The sequence below is a fragment of the Reticulibacter mediterranei genome (genome assembly GCF_016587455.1).
The window spans coordinates 2,662,936-2,683,773 of record NZ_BNJK01000001.1; the positions used below are offsets into that span (position 1 = coordinate 2,662,936).

Below are 20,838 nucleotides of genomic sequence, written 5' to 3' on the forward strand. Positions count from 1 at the left end.
GCAGCACCTATACCTCAACGGTCAGGCGATCCGCCCGTACATTGTCGCGCACAAAAGCAATAATCTCTTCTGTCGGCGTTCCAGGCCCATAGCATCCCTGAATCCCTAGCGCTCGGATGGCCGGGAGATCTTCGTCGGGCAAAATGCCACCAGCAGCAACCAGCACATCATCGACGCCGTTCTGCTTGAGCAACTCCATCACACGTGGAAAAATCGCCATATGTGCCCCCGACAGAATGCTCATTAGTATCGCGTCCACATCTTCCTGAATCGCTGCCTCCACAATCATTTCGGGGGTTTGCCGAATGCCAGTATAGATGACCTCCATGCCTGCATCGCGCAAGGCACGGGCGATCACCTTTGCACCACGATCATGCCCATCGAGTCCTGGCTTGGCAACCAGAACGCGAATCGGTCGGCTCGTTTCAGCCATACGAGACTCCTTTGTCTGGAAATTCTGGAATGAGTCGCCCCTCAGTGAGCGCCGCCTGATAAAGCGCGCAAATCGCACGCTCCTGCTCCTCATAGATCGCTTGCCACTCTAGCTCCGCTTTCGACCCCCCCTCTTTCGACTCTACTTCCAATTTTACTACAGGGGATAAGTCGCCGCAAACAGCCAGCAACTTACGGGCATAAGCAACGATTTTCTCTTTTTCCGGTGTTGCAGCAGTTGGAATCGGTAAATGACCCAATACATGCTGCTCTATCTGTGGTTGCACCCATTTGTAAGCGGTCTGCACCATGTAGATATACGTACGCAATAGGCGTGAGTTGAGCAATGCCAGCAAAAAGTAGAGATCATCTCCCTGTGCTTTCTCATTACGCAATAGCAACATATAAAGTGTTTGCAGCACTACATGCCCATCCAGATCAAGGGCTGCCTGCAACACGCCTGTACTCTTCACCACCAGCAATTTTGGCTTGCAATATCGTTCCAGGTTCTTCTTGATCGCTTCTCGCTTGATCCAATAGCGACCAGTCGGTTTTTCATAGGGGCGCAGATCAACTCCCCCACGCAAAACGGGATAGCACTCTTCCCTATCGCCTGTTGCTTCGGGTAGCAAGAGAGCGTTATCCTTGCTCAGTTCCTCGCCGCGCCGAATCAGTGCCAGAGAGTTCAAAGGTGCAAAGACGGGATTTTCTTTGATCGGCACTTCACATAAAAACTCATGGAGCCGACGAGCCAGAAGATGCTGAGGAGAACAGGCATCGCTGAGAAGATAGCGCATTTCAGCGCCAGGTTGACGATACAATGATGCTTGCGTAATAGCACTTGCATGGACAGGAATAATTGCATCTGGCACCGCTTCAACCGTCGCATCGCGTTGCCAGCGCCCACGCCTCCATGCAATCTGATGCATAGCGGGTGGGGGGAGCTTTTGTGCAATTAGTACCACAGCGCCAACGTAGGCAGGAAAGACGCCGGAGAGATGCCAGAGATAGCGGATGGTGGTCTCGCGCAACAGCGTGCGCCGCTCATGAGTAGCATTGGCGCGAGCCAGCACCGGATCAGGCAGTATCAGCGCGATCCATCCCCCCGGACGTACAATACGCAGCGCCAGATCGAGAAAGAGCAGATAGCTATCAACCTGCCCATGTTGCCAGCTAGAGCGGTAACAGCTCAAATCATTGTTTTTCGCGGCAAGATAGGGAGGATTTGCCAGAAAGAGATCGACGGGTTGAGATTGTTCCCAGGGAAACGCCAGACCATCGGCCTGATGAATATGTAAGGGAGAAGGAGGACGCCGTTCGTTTAGAGAGTCATCCATAGAGAGCAGGGTACGCAATTGCATCTCGGCGAGGAAGCATGAGATGGGATCGGGATCAAAGCCCCACAGGTTGTGTTGAATGAGGGAAAGGCGCTTTTTTTGCGGTAGATTGGCCTCTTTTGAGAAAGCCAGAAGCCGCTGCGCTGCGCCTGCTAGCAAGTTTCCGCCGCCACAGGCCGGGTCAAGCACACGGATCTGCGAAAGGTCGCAAGCAGGTGTATAGTTGCAGGCATCTAATATCTGTTCCACCAGCGCTGGAGGCGTCGAGAAATGGCCGCGCGTCTTGCGCTCACGCGTCGGCAGGCCAGACTCGTACCAACTGACGGTTTCATTTGCTGTCATCTATATCGACCATCTACAGACTACAAAACATGCTTGTTACGCAACTGTTCCAGAGCCTCACGAGCCGCCAATCGTCCAGCCTCTTTAATGCTGGAAGCTTTCCCCGTTCCTAGCAGATAATCCTGTTCAAAGACGCCAACTAGAAAGACGCGATCATTGTTGCGACCACTCTGTTCCAGTACTCGATAGCGTGGCAATGTGCCCGAACGCTGCAAAATGATCTTCTGTAAACGTCCTTTGGGATTATTGTCCAATGTTTGCTGATTGACCTGTTCAATCACCGGAAAAATTGTGCGAGCCACGAAATCGCGTGCGACATCCGGCCCCTGATCGATATGAATCGCGCCCACAATTGCTTCCAACACATCCGCACAGAGCGAGTCGCGCGAGCGCTCGTTAAACGTGCGTAGATTGGCGATATCGACGCGAATAAAAGAGAATAAGCCCAACTGCTGACCAATACGCGCAAAAACCCGACGACTGACCACCTCGGACTTGAGAGCCGTCATCTGGCCCTCGGAAGCATCGGGATAAGCACGAAAAATGTACTCTACCACGTGTGCCCCAATAATGGCATCGCCTAGAAATTCCAGCGTATCATATGAATCGCGCACAGCAGTTTCGGAGCAACAGGAATGATGAGTAACCGCACGTTGCAATATCGAACGATCCTGAAATGTTACTCCGAGCAATCTTTCTAGCGCTGCAAGGGTCTCGTCAGAGCCAATGTCTTCCATGATGTATTTATTTTATCACAACTGGCTAACTCCCCTCATTACTATACCTGGTCTCACACCTCACTACAAGCGAGCTACTGTTCTCTCCCATCTCGATGCCACTGCTATGAGAGCGAGATGCTCCAGTCTTTCATTCATCCTCATAATATGGGTGCTTTCAGATGAGAGTATGTATGATAAGTTTCTTTGCTGTACTACTCAGTCTAGCGAGGAAACTGCGCCTGCAAGGTTCGTCTTCTTTTCTCCTTCTATCGTTCACGCTCTTTATACTATTCTTTCTTTTCTTCTTTGTCTAGAGAGATTGCATTTTGGTGGCCCAGCAGGGAAGGAACCAGGATGGCGCGGATTTGCGCTGCCGAAGCTCCAGGATCGGTACAGTGCCTTGGGAGCAAACCTTATCCTTGGTGTTTTGTGGACGGTGTGGCACCTTCCATTCTACTTCATACCAGGAACGTCTCAATCCACTACTCCTTTCTTCGTCTTCGCTCTCGGCACTCTTGCAAACAGCATTCTGTTTACCTGGGTTTACAATCACACACGAGGGAGTGTCTTGATGACGTTTTTGTTCCACAATGCACTCAACATCACTGCCCTCTATCTCCCTCTTTCGCTTTGGGACCAGTGGCAAGGGGTGGCAGCACAATGCCTTGTGGCATTGGTGGTGGTCATCGCTGCTGGTCCCGCACGCCTCTCTCGGCGATCATCTTCTGGGCAACCACCATCATCTGGACTGTATCCAAAAACCGACAGGCTGGAAAGGGCTAAAGACAGTATGTGATCGACGTTCCATTTTTCCCATGAGTTCACTCTTTTTGAACCCTACTGTCAGGCGCACCCCATACTTGTACAGTTGCATCTGTGCTTGCAGATGCAACATATCGATTATCAGGAGACCACGCTACAGCATTCACATAATTCTTATGACCGCTATACGTTAAAATTTTGCGCGCTGTAGAAGTGGCCCATATTTGGACCGTCTGATCCTCACTAGCGGTTGCAAGGTATTTCCCGCTTTGCGACCAGGCGATATCACAAATAGTTCCCGTGTGTCCTCGGAAAGTTTGTAGAGAGCGCCCCGTTGTTGCATGCCAGACATGAACGATACCATCATCACCTCCAGAGGCGATCTGTGAGCCGTCAGGAGAGCATGACAGGGCAAATACCAGATCTCTATGGCCTCTGTATGTGCAGATCTTCTCTCCATCAGCGCTATTACATACCTGCACGTTCTGACCATCATCCACAAAAGCAACGTACGTATCATCAGGAGACCAGGCCAGCGCCCAGATAGAGGAACTCTTTATCGCAAAAAGCTCTTCTCCTGTAAGAGGATACCATACGCGAACAGTTTGATCATCACTGCCGGAGGCGATACCATCGCTTTCAGGAGACCACGCTAACGTCCATATACTATTGGAATGACCACGATAGACCAGGATTACTTGCCCTGTAGCTGCCTGCCACACGTGCACGGTATTATCTGTAGAGCCGGAGGCAATATAGCGCCCATCAGGAGACCAGGCTACAGCAGTTATGTTCTGGGAGTGACCTCTATATGTCAGAAGAAGCTGTCCTGTCAGGGCATTCCATATGTGGACTGTCCTATCACCGCCCGCAGATGCAATGGCTGTTCCATCAGGAGACCATACAAGAGCTTCTACGATATCAGTATGCCCTCGATACGTGGAGAGCGTAGTACCCACAAGAGGTAGTTTCGTTTGTCTGGCCGGAACGGTCTTATTAGGCGCTGGTGGGGTCTTGGATCGAGGACTGCTTGCAGCCTCAGTCTGGCTCAGAGCAGGTGGATTGGCGGCCGCCGTTTGCTGCTCCAACAACCCCTCAGCAGCTTGTTCTAGCGCCCTGGCAAACGCCTGCACGCTTCCGAAGCGTTCTTTGGGATCTTTTGAGAGTGCCCTCATCACCACCCATTCCACGCCAGGAGGAATGTCGGGAACTCTCTCACTCAATGGTGGAGGCGTCACGGCCAGGTGTTGAGCAATGATCTCCGTCGAGGAACCCTGGAACGGCATGGCACCGCTGAGCCATTGATAGACAGCTATTGCCAGGGCATACTGATCGCTGGCCGGGCGCGGCTTGCCCTGAATCTGTTCTGGTGCCATGTAGGCCAGGGTTCCCATTGATGCCTGTGTATTCATCGAGGAGGTGGAATGGGCCATCGTCACAATGCCGAAATCACTGAGCAGAATCTCACCCTGCTTGCCCACCAGCATATTTTCCGGCTTGACATCGCGGTGAATGAGCTTGCGCTCATGAGCATACTGCAAAGCACTGGCTATCTGCTGGACATAGGAGACAACCTGAGCCAGGGGAACGCAGGAGCCACGGGGATGTTTCTCTCGTAGAGAGTGGTTGGGGGCATAATCCAGCACCAGGAAGGGGCTACCGTCCTGGAGATCGAAATCCAGCACACGCACAATATTAGGATGCGTCAGCTCCGCGATCACCTGGGCCTCGTGTTGGAAGGCGTCAATGGCCTCCCCGCTCAGATGGGTATGCAACACCTTGATGGCGGCCTTCATCTTCAGGCGTATATGCTCACCCAGGTAAACCTCGGCAAAGCCTCCCTGCCCAAGCAAGCGCACCACTCGATAATTGCCAAGCTGCTGTCCTGCTTCAAATGCCATAATCCATTCCTCAACGCAATATCAATTCAAAATAAAAGTTTAGACGAATGTGCTACTACAGCGCTATGAGGCGGCTCACAGAGTGGCAAAGCAATACATGTCCTTTCACTTTTAAAGCTGAATCTTTCCTGTTCGTCGTCCTCTGTCAAGCCTTCTAGCGAAGGAGTGACCAACTTCTCGCCCTTCCTCTTCTGGACACATTTTCTGATTGCTCGCGCCTTCCCGTCTCAGTATACATCTGACGCTAACAACGGGGAAGACCCATTTTGCGAGATGCACATCAATTGGTTGCATTGAACAGGGGATTGCGAAAGATTTTCTTGTATCACAAACAGGTCGCCTGTTTCGACTCGTGTTTTACGATAGCCTCGGTGATCATGGGAACAATGATGAGCCTTCAGCACATTCCCTGGCCGCGTGGCAAAGCCCTTTTCTGGCTGATAGTCATATGACTTCTGGCTAATTTGTAACCCATTGGCGACCGTATTAATGACTTGTGAATGCCAAAGATAGGGAAGAATACCTATATCATCAGTGACTCATCCTGGTACACTTTCAGCAACGATACTCAGGAAAAGGAAGGATAACACAGGTGACAGTATCATCGACGACAACAACGTTTAAAGCAATGGGCAAGGCCAGTAGTACTCCCATTGGCGGTATTCGCTTTGACTATCTGATGGCAGGTCTGGCGGCAGCTGTGATTGGCGGTCTCTATCTAGATGGTTGGGCGCACAGTCATGGTCGCGTTGACAAGACCTTCTTCACGCCCTGGCATGGCGTACTTTATGGAGCGCTGTTTCTTAATGCCATCGTGCTTGGCATCGTCCTGCTTGTCAACCACAATCGCGGCCGTTCGTGGACGACGGCTTTACCAGAAGGATACATACTCTCTTTCATTGGCACACCGCTATTTCTTGTCGGCGGCGTCGGCGATCTGATCTGGCATACCCTTTTCGGCTTTGAGGTGGGCATTGAGCCGCTGCTCAGTCCGACCCATCTACTACTGGCCCTGAGCGGCTTCTTCATTATGAGCGGTCCTATTCGTGCTGCCTGGATTCGTACAGAGAATCGCAAAGAACAGAACTGGTCCATTCTGCTTCCCCCCATCATCTCGCTGATAACCATTTTCTCACTTTTCACCTTTTTCACCGATTACGCCCATCCGTTGGGAAATCTTCGAACCATTACAGCACAGCCCTACCAGGGAACGTTCGGCTCATGGGGCGCAACCGGCATCTTGCTCCAGAGCGCCCTGCTCATGGGTATTGTATTGTTCGCGCTACGGCGCTGGCATCTTCCCTTTGGCACCTTTACCCTTATGTTTACCATCAATGCGGCCCTGATGAGTGTATTCAGAGATCTGTACGTGCTGATCTTGCCGGCGCTGCTCTCGGGCATTATCGCGGATATCCTCTATGCTCGCATCCAACCTTCAGTGAAGCGGCCCGATACGGTGCGCATGTTCGCGTTTATCGTACCAATCGTGCATATGTTGAGCCTGCTCCTGACCATCATTGCCATCTGGGGAACCTCCTGGTCGATTCATCTCTGGCTGGGCGTTTGCGTCATGGGTGGCGTTATTGGTCTGCTCATGAGCTACCTGATTGTCCCCAACCCCATTCCCGTCAGAGCAGAACAAGCAGAATAAGAGCTACACGTTCTCTCGTTCTATTCATCCGGCATATGCTCCGTCTATGGCAGCAGGCCGGATGAACACACTTCATTCCAATATATTTTCATAATTTATTTACTAAGGCAGGCGAGCCAAAATTTGCCAATTTACGTTATACTTTATGGAAGAATAGCCAGTAGAAAGCACACGTATCAACGTACTGGGAACACACATCATAAAATAATTCATGCACCAATATGCATGTATAAAAAGAAGACCGGATATGTCCTCATGAGATATGTATTCACAAATAAGGTATGGCAGCGGCTCCTCGGACTGGCTCTGCCGCTTGCCTGTTGCCTGGTGCTGTTGTTACCAGCTACCAGTGAGGCCCATGCCATTTTATTACAATCCGATCCCGCGAACAGCGCTATCTTGAAAAGTCCTCCATCACAGGTTCGCATGTGGTTCAGCGAGGATCTCAACCCGACATTTAGCACGGCTCAGGTCATCAGTGGGGCCGACAGACAGCGTGTGGATACGCAAGATGCTCACGTTCCCTCAAACAATTCGCGTGAGATGGATCTTTCACTCTCCGCCAACTTAGCGCCAGGCACCTACATCGTTATATGGCGAACACAATCCGCCGACGACGGGCACGTGCTGAGCGGCTCATTCCTCTTCAGCGTCGCAGCTGCCGATGGCACGGTCCCGCAATCGAGCGGTGCAGCATCGATCCCAAATACACTGGGAGCCGGCAATACCGGTGGCGCGAACGGTCAGCTTGACGGGCCAACCTTCTTCAGCTTTATCATGGTAACGCTGGTCGAACTCGGGACCATCTTCTGGATTGGCGCACAGCTCTGGCGCATGTTCGTTCCACCAGTCGAACAAGATGAAAGCAATATATTCAAAGAGCTACGTCAGCAAGAGGAGCGGCGTTTCGAGCGAAGCTTTGCTATTCCTGTCCTGGTGATAACTTTCCTTGCCAACCTGGGGGTGCTGATCGGCCAGGGACTGGTCATCGCCAGTGGGCAGGCGCTCTCATTGTCAATGTTGCTCGGCCTTGCCAGCAATGGTCGCTTCGGCACCTACTGGACAGTGCGCGAAATCATCATTGTTCTGGCGCTGCTCGTTGCCATCTACACCTTCCTGACAAAGAGACGCTCCGCAATCATCAACTCAGCTATCGCCTGGATCAATCTGCTTCTGGCGCTGGGGCTGCTGATCGCTATGACCTTATCAGGGCATGCTGCCGCTACAAGCAACAATATCCTGGTCTTCGCCGTTCTGGTCGATTGGCTGCATCTTCTGGCTGCCTCGCTCTGGGTTGGTGGCATGATGTACATCGCCACAACGTATCTGCCCACACTACGAGGACGTTCTTTACAGGAGCGCACCGCCTCGCTTCTCAGCGTCCTTCCCCGCTACTCGCCGCTGGCAATTACCGGGGTGATTATCATGGCAGTAAGCGGCCCATTCAACGCAACCATCCATATGAGTTCGTGGGAGCAGCTGTTCTCCACCGCTTACGGGCGCGCTCTGGTTGTCAAAGTCCTGCTCGTTGGCGCACTGCTGATTACCAGCACCATTCACTTGAGAATTTTCCGTCCTCGACTCGCAAAAGACTATGCGAAATATGCCGCCTCAGTGGAAGCATCGACGGAAGTAGCCAGCACAGAGGCTACCAGTACAGAAATGACCGAAGGTGGAGAGACAACTGCAAAGATTGACGAGGACACAACAGTAGACGTAGAGAAAGAAGAAAAGGTCAGTGCTCCCGCAGAGCAGGTGGAGCAGTTGGAGCGCGAAGTGAGCAGGCAGGCAACACGCCTGACAAAAACGTTGCGCTGGGAGCCGTTGCTGGGTATTGGTGTGTTGCTCTGTACCGGATTGATGAACGTCTTTGCGGGTACGCTGCTACCCGCTACACCGCCACCCGCACCACCCCCTGCCCAACAAACGCAAGCGACCAAACCATTTACGACAACCGTGAAAACGACTGACAATCAGTTCACAATCCAGCTCAAAGTATCGCCTAACCGCTTTGGACCTAACACCTTTACTGTCAAGGTGCTGGATAAGAACGGCAAGCCAGATACAAATGTTGGCGTCTCCATCTATACCACTATGCTTGATATGGACATGGGAACCCAGACCGTCAATCTCCAGCCCGACAATCAGGGCGGCTTTAACGCAAATGGCTTCCTGGATATGAGCGGAGACTGGCAAATACGCATTCAGATCCGTACGCCAGATTTCAAGCTGCACGAAGTCAAAGTGAAAATGGTAACGCCTTATTAATCATAGACACGTTGAGTGGTTTCTTGACCATCAAGAAACCACTCAACGGCATAGGGAACATAAACGCATGCATAAACATTTAATGGGAAGGAAAAATAGCGCTCCGCCTCCACAGACAGGCAACAGTACACAATCCATCCGCTATTTTGTGGCAATACTCATGGTGAGCGTGCTATTGACGCTGGCTGCCTGTGGTGGAAGCAATACGGGCGCTGCTGAAACGGCGACCCCAGTTCCGGCACGCGTGAATGGCTTTGGAACAGCTGCCAACCATCCACATTCCTTGCTGGCCCTACCCAATAAGGTGCTGCTGCTCGCAACCCACTACGGCTTATTTCGCTCTGAAGATAACGGAGCTTCCTGGAAAGTTGTGGCGGGAGGCGAGGGTCAGTTGATGGACGGCATGATGACCTATTCTCTCACAAATAACACCCTCAACGACCAGCACCTCTATGTCCTCACACAGCAGGTATCGCCCACGCTCAAGGGCACGCTCGGACTCTATACCAGCACAGATCAGGGCCGCACCTGGAAACTAAGCAATACTACAGCCGCGCTTGGCAATATCTTCATGGCCGCTGGCGGCAACGATACAGCCGACCAGGTATATATCTATCTCAACGATCTTGGCCCGCTCGGATTGAAGGTTAGCATGGATGGTGGGCGGCACTTCACCGACACGGGCAAATTGCCTTTCAGCAGTTTCACCAAGCTGCTTGTCGTTCCCGGCGCGCCTGGACACCTGCTGGTTGGCAGCAGCGATGGGCTGGCCCGCAGCACTGATGGTGGACAGCATTGGGAGGTCATCAAAAACATCACGGGAGCCATTCTCAGCCTCACCATGCCAGGGCCAAAGGGTCCAATCTATGCATCAGGGGATGCTGGCATTTACGTCTCGCATGATGGCGGCGCGACATTTAGCCAGGTCTATAACAAATCTTCGCTTGGTGAAATCGTGGTTGCTCCGTCACAACCTCAGGTTCTCTATGCCAAAACAGGGACAGCCATCTATCGCAGCGCTGACGGCGGGCGCACCTGGAACACACTCCCGCGCGTAAAGGGCAACATGTACAGCCTGGCTGCCGACCCTGCCAATCCAGCACAGGTCTATCTCTCGCTCTCGTATCCAACCGAAGTATATCGTTTCGATCAGGGCAATCAAGGCTGGACATCGCTGACACCAAAACCATAGAAGGACGGGTTTTGATAAAGACATGCATTTTCCCAAATATATTCCAGTTTTTCTCATCGCACTGATGCTTATGTTTCTCGTGCTATTTTCGCCACTTGTCACACCCATAGCACGCGCCGATGGAGGCGCGCCCAATCTGGCCTATGTCGCTGGCACGGAGAAAGGGGTGAGCGTGCTTGATGTAGGGCAGCAGAAAATTACCAGTACTATTCCTGCGACAGGTGATCCACATACCATCCTTTTAAGCCTGGATGCGCGCTTTCTGTACGTGACTGAGCCACAGGCAGGTCGGCTCGCCATCCTTGCCGCGAAAACGGGCGAGACTGTCTGCACGGCCTCTATTCCTGGCCAACCCTCGCTGCTCGCCCTCGATAAAGGGACTGGCAAGCTCTACGTCGCGGGGAATGGAGCATCCGAGGTGAGCGCCATCGATCCGACCAACTGCGCCATCACCCATACATTTAAGACCAAAGGGCCAGTCTACGGGCTGGCAGTGGCGGTCGTTGCCTCCTCGCTCTCGAAAGATAGCGGGAACCAGCTCTGGGTGGCAACTACCGACGAACTTACCGTTTTTGATACGCTCAAAGGCACCACGATCAATAACGTCGCCGTAGCCGATGGACCCCAATATGTCTCGATCCCGCCCGGAGCAACAGTATATGCCACCACCAGAAAGGGAGGCGTGATCGCCGTTGATCTCAACAGACTCAAAGTGATCCCGCTCATTCAGGGTGGGCAATATGGCCCGATGGACTACGACGAAATGACGGGCGAGGTCTATGTGCCAGACGAACAGCACAATCGTCTGGACGTGCTGGCCCCGGTCAACGCCGGCTCAACGCCACCGCATCAGCCCAACCGCACCATTGATCTTGGCGTACAACCTAGATCGGTTGCGATTACGAGTGATGGACAGCTTGGCTTTGTCGCACTAGCCAGCGGCAATGTGGCGATGCTCGATGTTCCGGCTCGTCAGGTCATCAACACCATCCATGTAGGTGGCAACCCCTACTTCATCATCACTGGCATGTATCCTCCCGCCGTTGGCACAACACCCCAACAAGCCAATATCTGGGGTACAGTTGTGAATGTAGTCGCCTACGTCTTTGTGATCGCGCTCCTGGTCGTGCCTGTACTTCTCTTTAGAAGATACAGCCGCAACCAGCGGCAGACACAGGGAGCAACGCAAACAGGGCAGGAAGAAGAGCCGCAGAAGGAAGATGTAGATAAGAGGGAAGGAATATGACTCCCATAGATAAAGGCGACGACGGTGAAGTTGTCGCCTTTATCATACTTAATACAGCTTTTACTATCAACCAGGAGAAAGATCCCTATTTTTTAAAGCAACTGACACAATGAGCAGGTTTATTCTCGCGTTGTCGCAGCCAGAATTTCGGGCGCTTTCGCCAGAATACGAGGAGCAACCAGGGCTGTAACGCCGTAATAGATCGCTCCTGCGTAGACAAGTGAGAGGGGAATAGAGATGAGCCACCACCATTGAGCATGGAAAATGACCGGCAAAATCAAGCCAGCTTCGACCGGGGCCAGCACAATCAGCATGGTGTAGAACGCCACCATCGACATCAACGCGCGTAAACAACCGCCCTCAGCAGACAGGTTGGCCGAAGACTGGAAGCCACGAAATGCCACCTTCATCCGTTGTGGAAAGAAAACCGAAGTGAAGTTACCACAGCCGAGAATCGTTGCAATCGCGGCCAACCCAATCGCCAGGGCTGGCAACACGAACTCCCACGCTTGCGTCAGGAATGCAGCTACTAGCACCAGCAGGACCATCTCTACCCCACCGACAATAAACACCGTCAGATTTTTTCCCCAGAGAATATATTTCGGCTCAACCGGGAACAGGAAGAGTGCCGTCAAGCTCTGCCGCTCGACGCCCAGCACATTATACGACAGCGAATACAGCGAGAGCATCATCAAGAGCGGCGCAACCATCACCGCCCAGGGACCGATAAAGTGAAAAAAGCCCCTGCTATCTCCACCCGATTGGACACCAGTAAAAATGATATAGGCTCCGGTGAGCAGAATCGTCACCACCGACTGAACCAGCGTCGCCTGAAGCTGTGGATCGCGACGGAAGTATTTGAAATCCTTCACCATAATGGCAACCACCGGCCCCGGAAGCAGACGTGCCAGCGGATTACGCGATTGCACCTGCCAACTCTGGCCCACAGTAACCACACTCTTCCGCTGTCTTACCGTTTTGGCCGCTCCATCGCTCTCAGACGCAATCAGGGAGCGCTCCACGACCAGTTGCCAGAGGTAGAGAACAAGAACGCCCATCAGGAGCGAGATCACCAGCCAGAGCAGGCTCATGCTCCAATTGCCAGCAACCGCCTGCTGAATACTGCGGGCTACCATACCAGGAGGCAACCATTGCAGATACGACGAGATGCTCGCATGTTGCAGGGATGCAATAAAACTGTCCGAAGCCACGCCACGAGCCAGGAATTGCCAGAGAATACCAGAGGAAGAGAGCAGAATAATCAGTACAACCGTCATCACATCGCGGAAGCGGCGGCTCTGCAACGTCCGCATGAGCAGGGCCAGCACAAGCTGACTGATCCCTACCAGTTGCACATAGAAGACGAGCGCACCCAGCAATGCGATCAGTGCCAGCGGAAACGAAGTGGCCCAGCCAGCTACCAGCGCCACCAGCACAAGGAACACGCCGATCATTGGCAGATCCAACACAGTCGAAAGGACCATGCTCACCATCAACTCGGCGCGTGTCAGGGGAAAGAGAGACAATTTTGAAGGGTCCAACCCTTCGTTGACGTTGAACTCTAATAAGGGCAAAACTGCCCAGACAACATATATTCCTGTCAATACAAGAAATGTCACTTCGGTATTGGCGGGCGTGGGAAAAAAGCGATAGGCCAGAAACGAGAGAACGGCAATAGTCCCGCCAATGCTGAGACCAGCCAGCAACGCCAGGACACGACCGATAATCACCATGATGCGGCCTGATCCACGTGTAAAGGCCCGGAGAAACATCTTCCAGCGCAGCCAGAATAACCAGCGCAGTTTATCGCGATGAATAACCACCTGTTTGCTCCTCTTATTCCAGCCAGCTCAGATTATGGCTACCATTTTGCACACCGACGACGTTGAGGAAAATGTCTTCCAGCGTGGCGTCTTTATCGTCTCCGCTGGCCCGTTCGCGCAACTCCTGCAAGGTTCCTTCAGCCACCAGCACGCCCTGATTGATAATGCCAACCCGCGTACACAGGCGCTCCACTACCTCCATGATGTGTGACGAGAAAAAGATGGTCGTGCCGCGCTGGGTCAATTCTCGCAGAATGTCGCGAATCACCCGCGAACTCACCGGATCGATTCCCTCAAAAGGCTCATCGAGAAAGAGCACCTGTGGTCGATGCAGGATAGCCGCTGCCAGCGCCACTTTCTTGCGCATACCCACTGAATAGTCGACGATCAATTTATCGGCATCGTTAGCGAGATCAAGCACCTGCAACAGCTCTTCGGTGCGGCGGCGCACATCTACATCTGGAACCCCATACATATGACCGGCGAAAGTGATAAATTCTCTGCCGCTCAGCCGTTCATAAAGATTTAGATACTCAGGCAGCACTCCCATCAATGCACGCGCCCGCAGCGGTTCTTTCCAGACATCCACGCCAGCGACCAGAGCCGATCCAGCCGTCGGACGCAACAATCCCACCAGCATTTTGATTGTCGTCGATTTACCGGCCCCGTTCGGACCAAGAAAGCCGAAGAACTCGCCCTGACGGACCGCAAGATTAAGATGATTCACCGCTACCTTTTGCCCAAACGTCCGTACAAGATCATGGGCCACCACCGCATAGGGTATATTGCTTTCACTGCTTTCTAAACGAGATTGAGATGATGAATATGGCGCAACCGAGCCATACTGATATGGCGCATTCGGCTCAGGAAATGTTGTCATTTTTTCTCTTTCCTTTTCACACACATATATAGCATTTAGCTATAACAAATATAGCTTACAGCTATTCTCTTGTCAAGGGGCTCATCACAGTACTAGCACGCAAAACGCTCTGTTAAGAAAGACGTGAAGACATACAAATTATCACATTTTTATCAACTCATCGTGAATGAATTTTGAAGAAAATGAGTTCGCAGAACATTATTTTGTTATTGGCAGCAAGGATAAAAAGCAGGGCAGATAAAAAGCATGGGAAACTTTTGCGAAGGTTTCCCATGCTTTTTAAAATGAACTATATGCAGTGCTGACCTAGTTTATCCACTCTCCGGGTTTACGGATGCGCACGCCAGCCTCGCTCTCCTTCATCGTTTTGGCATCCTCAGCAATTCGCTTGGACAGATCGGAGAAATTGGTACGATGCCAGTAAGCAGCGGGAAAGAGTCCCAGCCCGATTGCCAGAGCTGCCCCGATTTGAGGGCCGTTAAAGGGAAGCCCTGGAGGAAGATGAAATGGCACCAGCGCAATCGCCCCCGTCTGATACGAAAAATCAAATGCAAAAATGATCAGTTCAAGGACGCATGCAACACAATAAGAGAGTATCTCAAGTTTCTTCTGCGCGCGAAAAACAATGGCGAGAATAACGTTCAAAACAAACAGGAAACCGGTGATCCATAAGGTGATTAAGACAAAATTGTTTTGCATCGTGTTCACTACACTCAACTACATACTAACAGGCCAGTTGACGCTGGCCCGTACCTGCCTCAATTCTTTGTCAGCATCAGATTAGAGAAAGCGATCTCAGTTCCCTTGAGATTCACCAGCATTCCTATCTGGCCGTTCGAGAAAGATGTGTCCTGGGCTGATGCTAACTTCTTGCCATTCATATACAACGTGAAATTTTTGCCATTGACCACAATTTTCAACGTATTTGTGAACTTTGCACCATGTCCCAGATGATACTCCTTCCCCAATTTTTGATGCCATAAGGTGGACCAGGGCGTTACATCCGCGCCAAAGCCATCGTCATACTTGGCAAAAATATACTCTCCATTATCTTTCGCACTCGCCACGCCAAAGAAATAGAACGTCGAGTGGCCCTTTTTAGGCGCATTGTAATGAAAGACTATCCCAAATTGATTATCAAACGTACCATCATCACCCTTCGCCTCCTGCATCGTCAGGCTATACACAAACGGCGAGGAGAACGTCTCATCGGGCAGGAGAGCAAAAGCCGAATGCTGATTGCTATCATTATTCGCGATGTGATAGGCACCGTCTTTAAACTGATATAACTGAGCACCCTTTGTAGCAACTGGCCAGTTATGATTATTCGTGCTGAGCGAGTCCGCCAGAATAATATTCGCCGATTGCGCAACAGTCGTTGCCTGAGCAACGGTTGTCGCAGTTGCATCAGTTGCGCTCAGGCCAGCAGCCGTCTGTGCATTTTGCATTCTAGATCGAGCGCCAACGATCCAGAAGGCGCTGGTTGCAAAGATTAAAATAACTGCCGCCGCGACCAGGACAATCGCCATCATGTTTCGCTTTAGCTTACCCTTGAACGAGGGATCATAGACCTCCTCTTCCGTCGGGGGCGTTGCAGAGGCCGAATCGAGCGGCTGGGAGAGGACTGGCAACAAACCGGTCATATATTGACCTGGCTGACCAGCAACTGGCACCTTAATCACCTTGACCGATTGCGTCAGCTTCATCGTAGTTGTCTGACCGTTTTTTTCATTCGTCACAGGGATCATCAGGGCCGCCGTCCCCTGTGCGTTCGTCAACGCTCCCGTCGTGGTCGCAGGTTTATTTTGTTCGTTGTTCAGATCGGGCAGAACGCGCGTCTTGCTCGGATCGTTCTGTGGCGGCATCATATAATTTGCATTTGCTGGCTGGAAGTCAGTACTCGCTGCCGCGAAAGCATTTCCCTCAGAACCCGCTTCCGGCGAGGAGCCACCCATGAGACCAGAATCACTGTTGCGCTTCTTCCACTCACCAAAGGTGCTGGGAGCAGGTGCTGCGTTCGGCACATTTATTGGCATATTAGCCGGGGGGGTATAGAGCTCAGTTGATTCCAGTTCCGCTACTCCAGCCGGTTCGTATACTGGCGCAGGTGAAAACTCCAACTGTTCCGGCGCGGAAGGCTGCTGTGCAAAGGCGCTCAAGCCATCCATTGTACGTAACAAGCTCATCTTCCTCTGGCCGAAACGTGCTCCCCCTGGAGTTTGTATCGCCGTTGCATCTGGTGGAATAGGAGTAGCGGCTGCATCTAACGGCGGCAAAATACCAGAAAACGAGGGCAACGTCATGCTCGTCTGCCCCACAATATCATGTCTCACGCCGCCCTGTCCCATCACAGGTTCAGCGTTAGCAGCTGGTTGAACAGGAGGCATTGCGGCACCCGCTCCCAGTTCATTCGTAGCAACGGCAGGCGCGTTCTTTTGCCACATCGGGTCAAACAGACTGCGTGGCTTAAACATACGACTATCCGCCGCACCATTATCGACAGGCATATCGTTCAGGCGCACCCCGGCGGCAGTTAAAGCTGCACGAAAAGCACTGGCAAAATCCACCGCCCGCACATAACGGTCTGTCGGCTGTTTCGCCAGTACACGCAGCATCACCTGTTCAGCAGCAGGGGGCAAATCCGGTCGTAAAGAGCGGGGAGAAGGAGGGGGAGTATGCAGGTGTTGCATCGCGACCTGCATTGGCATATCGCCGCTAAACGGCGTTACTCCGGTAATCATGTGATACAGAATACAGCCCAGCGAATAAATATCGGCTCTTGCATCCACTTCTGCGCCGCCCAACACCTGCTCTGGTGCCATATAGTCTGGCGTCCCCAGCGGCACACCCGCACCAGTCAGGCGATTTTGCTGGATCTGTCCTTCGGCGACGATCTTCACCAAACCAAAATCGCTCAAGACCAGACGACCTTCAGGGGTTTCAAGGATATTGGCAGGCTTCACATCCCGGTGAATAACACCACAATCATGCGCGACAGACAGAGCGGCCGCCATCTGCTCTAAATAATTCACCACCTTCGCCAGCGGCATCGATCCCTCACGCTCCAGCTCGTCACGCAAGGTACCGCCACTGATATAAGGCATCACCAGATACGCCAGACCATCACGCTCACCATACTCATGCACAGGCATAATGTTCGGGTGTACCAACGAAGCTGCCGCATCAGTTTCTCGCCGGAAGCGCTCCAGGAATGCTGCCTGTTGATTAGGGGCCAACGGCGACATAGGCAATAAGACCTTGACCGCCACCTGACGCCGGGGCCGTGATTGCTGAGCCAGGAATACTGCACCCATTCCTCCTTGCCCGATGAGCTTTTGTAGAGTACAGGTGCCTAGCACCATTCCTATCAATGCTTCTGCGTTCATCGCATTTTCCCTCTTTTGCCGCTAAGATTCTACATTATTGGCGTGACCCTTCCCGCCAGAGCCGCAACCACTCCTCTCCCTCATATCTTAGAGGATATATCACAACCGGGATCGCTCCTGGTAGTATTTTTCATAGCGTTGACATAGATCAACTACGGGTCAGCAACAGGTTTTTGAAGGCCACCTCTGTCCCGTTCTGATTCACAATCATTCCCACCTGGCCGCTTTTCAGCGCATCGTCCTGTACCGTTTTAAGCTCTTTGCCATTCACTGTAAAGGTAAACTTATTGCCGTTCATCAAAACCTTGAAGGTATTGCTGGCTTTGTCGCCCTGTCCCTGATGAAATTCCGCGCCAAAGTTTTGCGACCATAGCTTCTTCCAGGGAGCTTTCGCATCGGCATCGTTATAAAGCCAGAACTGATACTGCCCGCCCTTCGTGTTCACCACTTCAAAACTATAGAACGTTGTGACTGTCTTCCCGTTCTGCGTCTTCTGACTAAAGCGGAATAGCATCCCAAAGGAATTGGTATCGGTGGCCTTACCCTGCACCTCCTGCATCGTCAAAGTATAGCCAAGTTGACCATCAACGGGATTGGCCTGCAAGACTGTGGCTCGACCATTATCACCACGATCAGTGATGTGATAAGCTCCATTCTTGAATGCATAGACATCGGCAGGGCTGGTGAGCCAGTTATGCATATTCTGGTCCAGTGGATCAGAGAGAATTATATTGGCCTGAGCCGTTGCCGTCGCTCGCGCATTTGCGTCTGGCGTCCCTGCTGGCTTTGTAGTTGCTTGCTGCTGCTGTTGTTGTCCCGCCGTCGTGGGTGTTTGTCCACGACCTCGTACAAACCAGAAAATACCGCCACTGGCAGCTATGATCAACACCACCACCAGAACCAGAGACACGACGGCCCAGGGCCTGAGACCCTTCTTTGTAGACTTTGTTTTCTCCGGCTTGAGCGACACCTCTTCGCCTATCCCCAGCGCCTCTTCCTGTGGAACTACAGGCAGGATACCAGTCATAAAACGTCCAGGTTGCCCAGGAACCGGCATTTGAACGACCTTCACCGGACCAGTCAATTTCGCTGAATTCGATCCTGCCTGCGCGGTCATTTCCCCGGTCGTATTGAATATACCCAGCGACCCGACCTCGGAGGCAGGCTGAGCGGTCGAGAAGGGAGAGAAAGCGTCGGGGGCGGCTGGTGCTTCCGTGCTATTCGCAGGCATTACTGGCATCTGGCCTGTACTACCAGTGCCAACCAGTGGGAACTTACCAGTTCGTGAGAGAAGACCTCCACCAACGGTACGTGGCCCATCAGAACCAGGAGTGGGAATAGAGCTACCAGTCAACGCCGAAGCAGTCCCTGTAACCGACTGCATCGCGCTTGTTGAGCGGCTCAAGAGTCCACTACCTCTTTCAGCTGTCGGCAATTTTCTGCTCTGCCCTTGATTACCAAGCATCATTCCACCAGTCATGCCAGGCAGTGCTCCATCGTTCAAGTGTGCCGCTGGCATCTGGGCCGATTGAGTAGAGGCACCCGTTGTCTGCCAGTTCGGATCAAAAAGGCTCTTTGGTGTCATAAAGCGACCGGTTGCGGCCTTGAACTTCGCCGTTCCCTGGATAATATTGGCCTCCACCTGAATACCAGCACTCAGTAGCGCGGAACGGAAAGCATTCGAGAGATCCTCAGCCCTGGAATAGCGATCAGACGGGCGTTTCGCCAGCGCGCGCAGGATCACCTGTTCGGCAGCTATTGGTAGGTCTGGACGGAGCATTTGAGGGGAGGGAGGCGGAATTTGCAAATGCTGCGCGGCTATCTGCATGGGAGTCTCGCCCTGGAAAGGCGTGGTGCCAGTAACCATCTGATAGAGGATCACGCCGAGGGAGTAGAGATCGGCGCGTGTATCAACCTCTTCACCAATCACCTGCTCTGGTGCCATATAATCAGGCGTGCCAACAGGTGCTCCGGCCCCGGTCAATCGTACCTGGGGAGAAGCGTCTGCCGCTACAATCTTCACCAGACCAAAATCAGTCAGCAACAAACGGCCTTCATGTGTCTTCAAGATATTGGCTGGTTTAATATCGCGGTGAATCACACCATGCTCATGCGCAAAATCGAGCGCTGCGGCCACCTGCTCTAAATAATTCGCCACCTCACTCAGCGGCAACGGTCCCTCGCGCTCCAATTCATCGCGCAAAGTGCCGCCACTGACATAGGGCATCACCAGATATGCCAGGCCATCTTGCTCGCCATATTCGTGTACAGGTGTGATATTCGGATGCTCCAGCGATGCTGCCGCGTCAGTCTCGCGCCTGAAACGCTCAAGAAATGCGACAAGCTGATGGGGACTCAAAGGAGTCATAGGCAACAAGACTTTCACGGCAACCTGACGCCGGGGACGCGATTGCTGCGCGAGATAGACTGCACCCATACCTCCCTGTCCCACCAGTTTTTGCAGCGTACAGGTTCCTAATACTGTTCCTATCAATGCTTCTGCGTTCATGAAAACTCTACCCCTTTTTACTGCTGACATCCAATAGCTGTCACCCTCTTTCCCCGCCGCATCATCTCCCTTCAGCCTTTGTAATCTACACTTGTACCCTTGTACATATTAGTCAACTTGCATTGTTCTGACAATGTATTAGCCTTGAAAGCATGACCAAAGTAATGTTTTTCTGTAGCTCAACTTTCAACACAAAAGAGGCTTGCCTGCTCTGGCATGAAAACACAACAGAAGATGGATTTCAACGGAGAGCGCAAAGATATGAGAGCATCTCAGCTAGAAGAGGGGCAATATCCCCACTTCGTAGTGGAGAAGATTGCCATTATGTTTTATGTTGTTGAGCAATCGTTAGAGGGGCATATCGCTCAACAACGCGTATAAAGAACACTT

Annotated in this window: 15 protein-coding genes; 6 read left to right on the forward strand and 9 right to left on the reverse strand. The window is 52.3% G+C overall.

Annotation, left to right across the window (positions count from 1 at the left end):
- Window positions 1-7 precede the first annotated feature (7 nt).
- The 3 genes from K3T83_RS11350 to rnc are packed head-to-tail and all read right to left on the reverse strand — an operon-like array spanning window position 8 to window position 2,848.
- Window positions 8-433, reverse strand: coding sequence for a cobalamin B12-binding domain-containing protein (locus K3T83_RS11350; RefSeq protein WP_220203084.1), 426 nt, complete (start codon window positions 431-433; stop codon window positions 8-10).
- Window positions 426-2,111: an N-6 DNA methylase family protein gene (locus K3T83_RS11355; RefSeq protein ID WP_220203085.1), complete on the reverse strand. Its 1,686-nt coding sequence runs from the start codon at window positions 2,109-2,111 to the stop codon at window positions 426-428. Before K3T83_RS11355 ends, K3T83_RS11350 begins: the two co-directional genes overlap by 8 nt.
- A gap of 20 nt (window positions 2,112-2,131) precedes the next feature.
- On the reverse strand, window positions 2,132-2,848 hold the full coding sequence (gene rnc / locus K3T83_RS11360; protein WP_220203086.1) for a ribonuclease III: 717 nt from the start codon (window positions 2,846-2,848) through the stop codon (window positions 2,132-2,134).
- 169 nt (window positions 2,849-3,017) lie between these two features.
- Between rnc and K3T83_RS57185 the strand changes: the two genes are divergently transcribed.
- Window positions 3,018-3,626, forward strand: a complete 609-nt coding sequence (locus tag K3T83_RS57185) for a CPBP family intramembrane glutamic endopeptidase (RefSeq protein ID WP_268963451.1) — start codon at window positions 3,018-3,020, stop codon at window positions 3,624-3,626.
- A 25-nt stretch (window positions 3,627-3,651) separates the two neighbouring features.
- Here the strand turns inward: K3T83_RS57185 and K3T83_RS11370 are convergent, their stop codons facing one another.
- Entirely contained in the window at window positions 3,652-5,493 is a 1,842-nt protein-coding gene (locus tag K3T83_RS11370; protein ID WP_220203088.1) for a serine/threonine-protein kinase, read from the reverse strand.
- Between the two features lie 592 nt (window positions 5,494-6,085).
- On the opposite strand from K3T83_RS11370, the gene K3T83_RS11375 reads away from it, so the two are divergent.
- The 4 genes from K3T83_RS11375 (at window position 6,086) to K3T83_RS11390 (ending at window position 11,850) form a co-directional block, all read left to right on the forward strand.
- Window positions 6,086-7,144, forward strand: a complete 1,059-nt coding sequence (locus K3T83_RS11375; RefSeq protein WP_220203089.1) for a hypothetical protein — start codon at window positions 6,086-6,088, stop codon at window positions 7,142-7,144.
- A 255-nt stretch (window positions 7,145-7,399) separates the two neighbouring features.
- Window positions 7,400-9,412 (forward strand): copper resistance protein CopC, encoded by a 2,013-nt coding sequence (locus K3T83_RS11380; protein WP_220203090.1) that lies wholly within the window; start codon window positions 7,400-7,402, stop codon window positions 9,410-9,412.
- Window positions 9,413-9,479: 67 nt separating this feature from the next.
- Window positions 9,480-10,604 carry a sialidase family protein gene (locus tag K3T83_RS11385; protein ID WP_236064876.1) on the forward strand — a complete coding sequence of 375 codons (1,125 nt, stop codon included), beginning with the start codon at window positions 9,480-9,482 and terminating at the stop codon, window positions 10,602-10,604.
- Window positions 10,605-10,626: 22 nt separating this feature from the next.
- The gene (locus K3T83_RS11390; RefSeq protein WP_220203091.1) at window positions 10,627-11,850 is read left to right on the forward strand and encodes a YncE family protein; all 1,224 of its coding nucleotides are present in this window, start codon (window positions 10,627-10,629) and stop codon (window positions 11,848-11,850) included.
- A 119-nt stretch (window positions 11,851-11,969) separates the two neighbouring features.
- Here the strand turns inward: K3T83_RS11390 and K3T83_RS11395 are convergent, their stop codons facing one another.
- The 5 genes from K3T83_RS11395 to K3T83_RS11415 form a co-directional block, all read right to left on the reverse strand.
- Entirely contained in the window at window positions 11,970-13,673 is a 1,704-nt protein-coding gene (locus K3T83_RS11395) for an ABC transporter permease (protein WP_220203092.1), read from the reverse strand.
- Between the two features lie 13 nt (window positions 13,674-13,686).
- Complete coding sequence (locus K3T83_RS11400) at window positions 13,687-14,553, reverse strand: ABC transporter ATP-binding protein (protein ID WP_220203093.1); 867 nt, start codon at window positions 14,551-14,553, stop codon at window positions 13,687-13,689.
- A 306-nt stretch (window positions 14,554-14,859) separates the two neighbouring features.
- A complete protein-coding gene (locus K3T83_RS11405) occupies window positions 14,860-15,252 on the reverse strand; it encodes a hypothetical protein (RefSeq protein ID WP_220203094.1) in 393 nt (130 codons plus the stop codon).
- Window positions 15,253-15,311: 59 nt separating this feature from the next.
- Window positions 15,312-17,939 carry a serine/threonine protein kinase gene (locus tag K3T83_RS11410; protein ID WP_220203095.1) on the reverse strand — a complete coding sequence of 876 codons (2,628 nt, stop codon included), beginning with the start codon at window positions 17,937-17,939 and terminating at the stop codon, window positions 15,312-15,314.
- 148 nt (window positions 17,940-18,087) lie between these two features.
- Complete coding sequence (locus K3T83_RS11415; protein ID WP_220203096.1) at window positions 18,088-20,448, reverse strand: serine/threonine protein kinase; 2,361 nt, start codon at window positions 20,446-20,448, stop codon at window positions 18,088-18,090.
- 216 nt (window positions 20,449-20,664) lie between these two features.
- Here K3T83_RS11415 and K3T83_RS11420 point away from each other — a divergent pair, with 216 nt between their 5' ends.
- Entirely contained in the window at window positions 20,665-20,829 is a 165-nt protein-coding gene (locus K3T83_RS11420; protein ID WP_220203097.1) for a hypothetical protein, read from the forward strand.
- The last annotated feature ends 9 nt before the right edge of the window (window positions 20,830-20,838 follow it).

Bases quoted from the DNA above. Each gene is read 5' to 3' on its own strand.
- K3T83_RS11415 (WP_220203096.1), bottom strand. From the start codon at position 20,448: ATGAACGCAGAAGCATTGATAGGAACAGTATTAGGAACCTGTACGCTG.
- rnc (WP_220203086.1), bottom strand. From the start codon at position 2,848: ATGGAAGACATTGGCTCTGACGAGACCCTTGCAGCGCTAGAAAGATTG.
- K3T83_RS11400 (WP_220203093.1), bottom strand. From the start codon at position 14,553: ATGACAACATTTCCTGAGCCGAATGCGCCATATCAGTATGGCTCGGTT.
- K3T83_RS11420 (WP_220203097.1), top strand. From the start codon at position 20,665: ATGAAAACACAACAGAAGATGGATTTCAACGGAGAGCGCAAAGATATG.
- K3T83_RS57185 (WP_268963451.1), top strand. From the start codon at position 3,018: ATGTATGATAAGTTTCTTTGCTGTACTACTCAGTCTAGCGAGGAAACT.
- K3T83_RS11405 (WP_220203094.1), bottom strand. From the start codon at position 15,252: ATGCAAAACAATTTTGTCTTAATCACCTTATGGATCACCGGTTTCCTG.
- K3T83_RS11390 (WP_220203091.1), top strand. From the start codon at position 10,627: ATGCATTTTCCCAAATATATTCCAGTTTTTCTCATCGCACTGATGCTT.
- K3T83_RS11355 (WP_220203085.1), bottom strand. From the start codon at position 2,111: ATGACAGCAAATGAAACCGTCAGTTGGTACGAGTCTGGCCTGCCGACG.
- K3T83_RS11350 (WP_220203084.1), bottom strand. From the start codon at position 433: ATGGCTGAAACGAGCCGACCGATTCGCGTTCTGGTTGCCAAGCCAGGA.
- K3T83_RS11380 (WP_220203090.1), top strand. From the start codon at position 7,400: ATGAGATATGTATTCACAAATAAGGTATGGCAGCGGCTCCTCGGACTG.
- K3T83_RS11410 (WP_220203095.1), bottom strand. From the start codon at position 17,939: ATGAACGCAGAAGCATTGATAGGAATGGTGCTAGGCACCTGTACTCTA.
- K3T83_RS11385 (WP_236064876.1), top strand. From the start codon at position 9,480: ATGCATAAACATTTAATGGGAAGGAAAAATAGCGCTCCGCCTCCACAG.
- K3T83_RS11370 (WP_220203088.1), bottom strand. From the start codon at position 5,493: ATGGCATTTGAAGCAGGACAGCAGCTTGGCAATTATCGAGTGGTGCGC.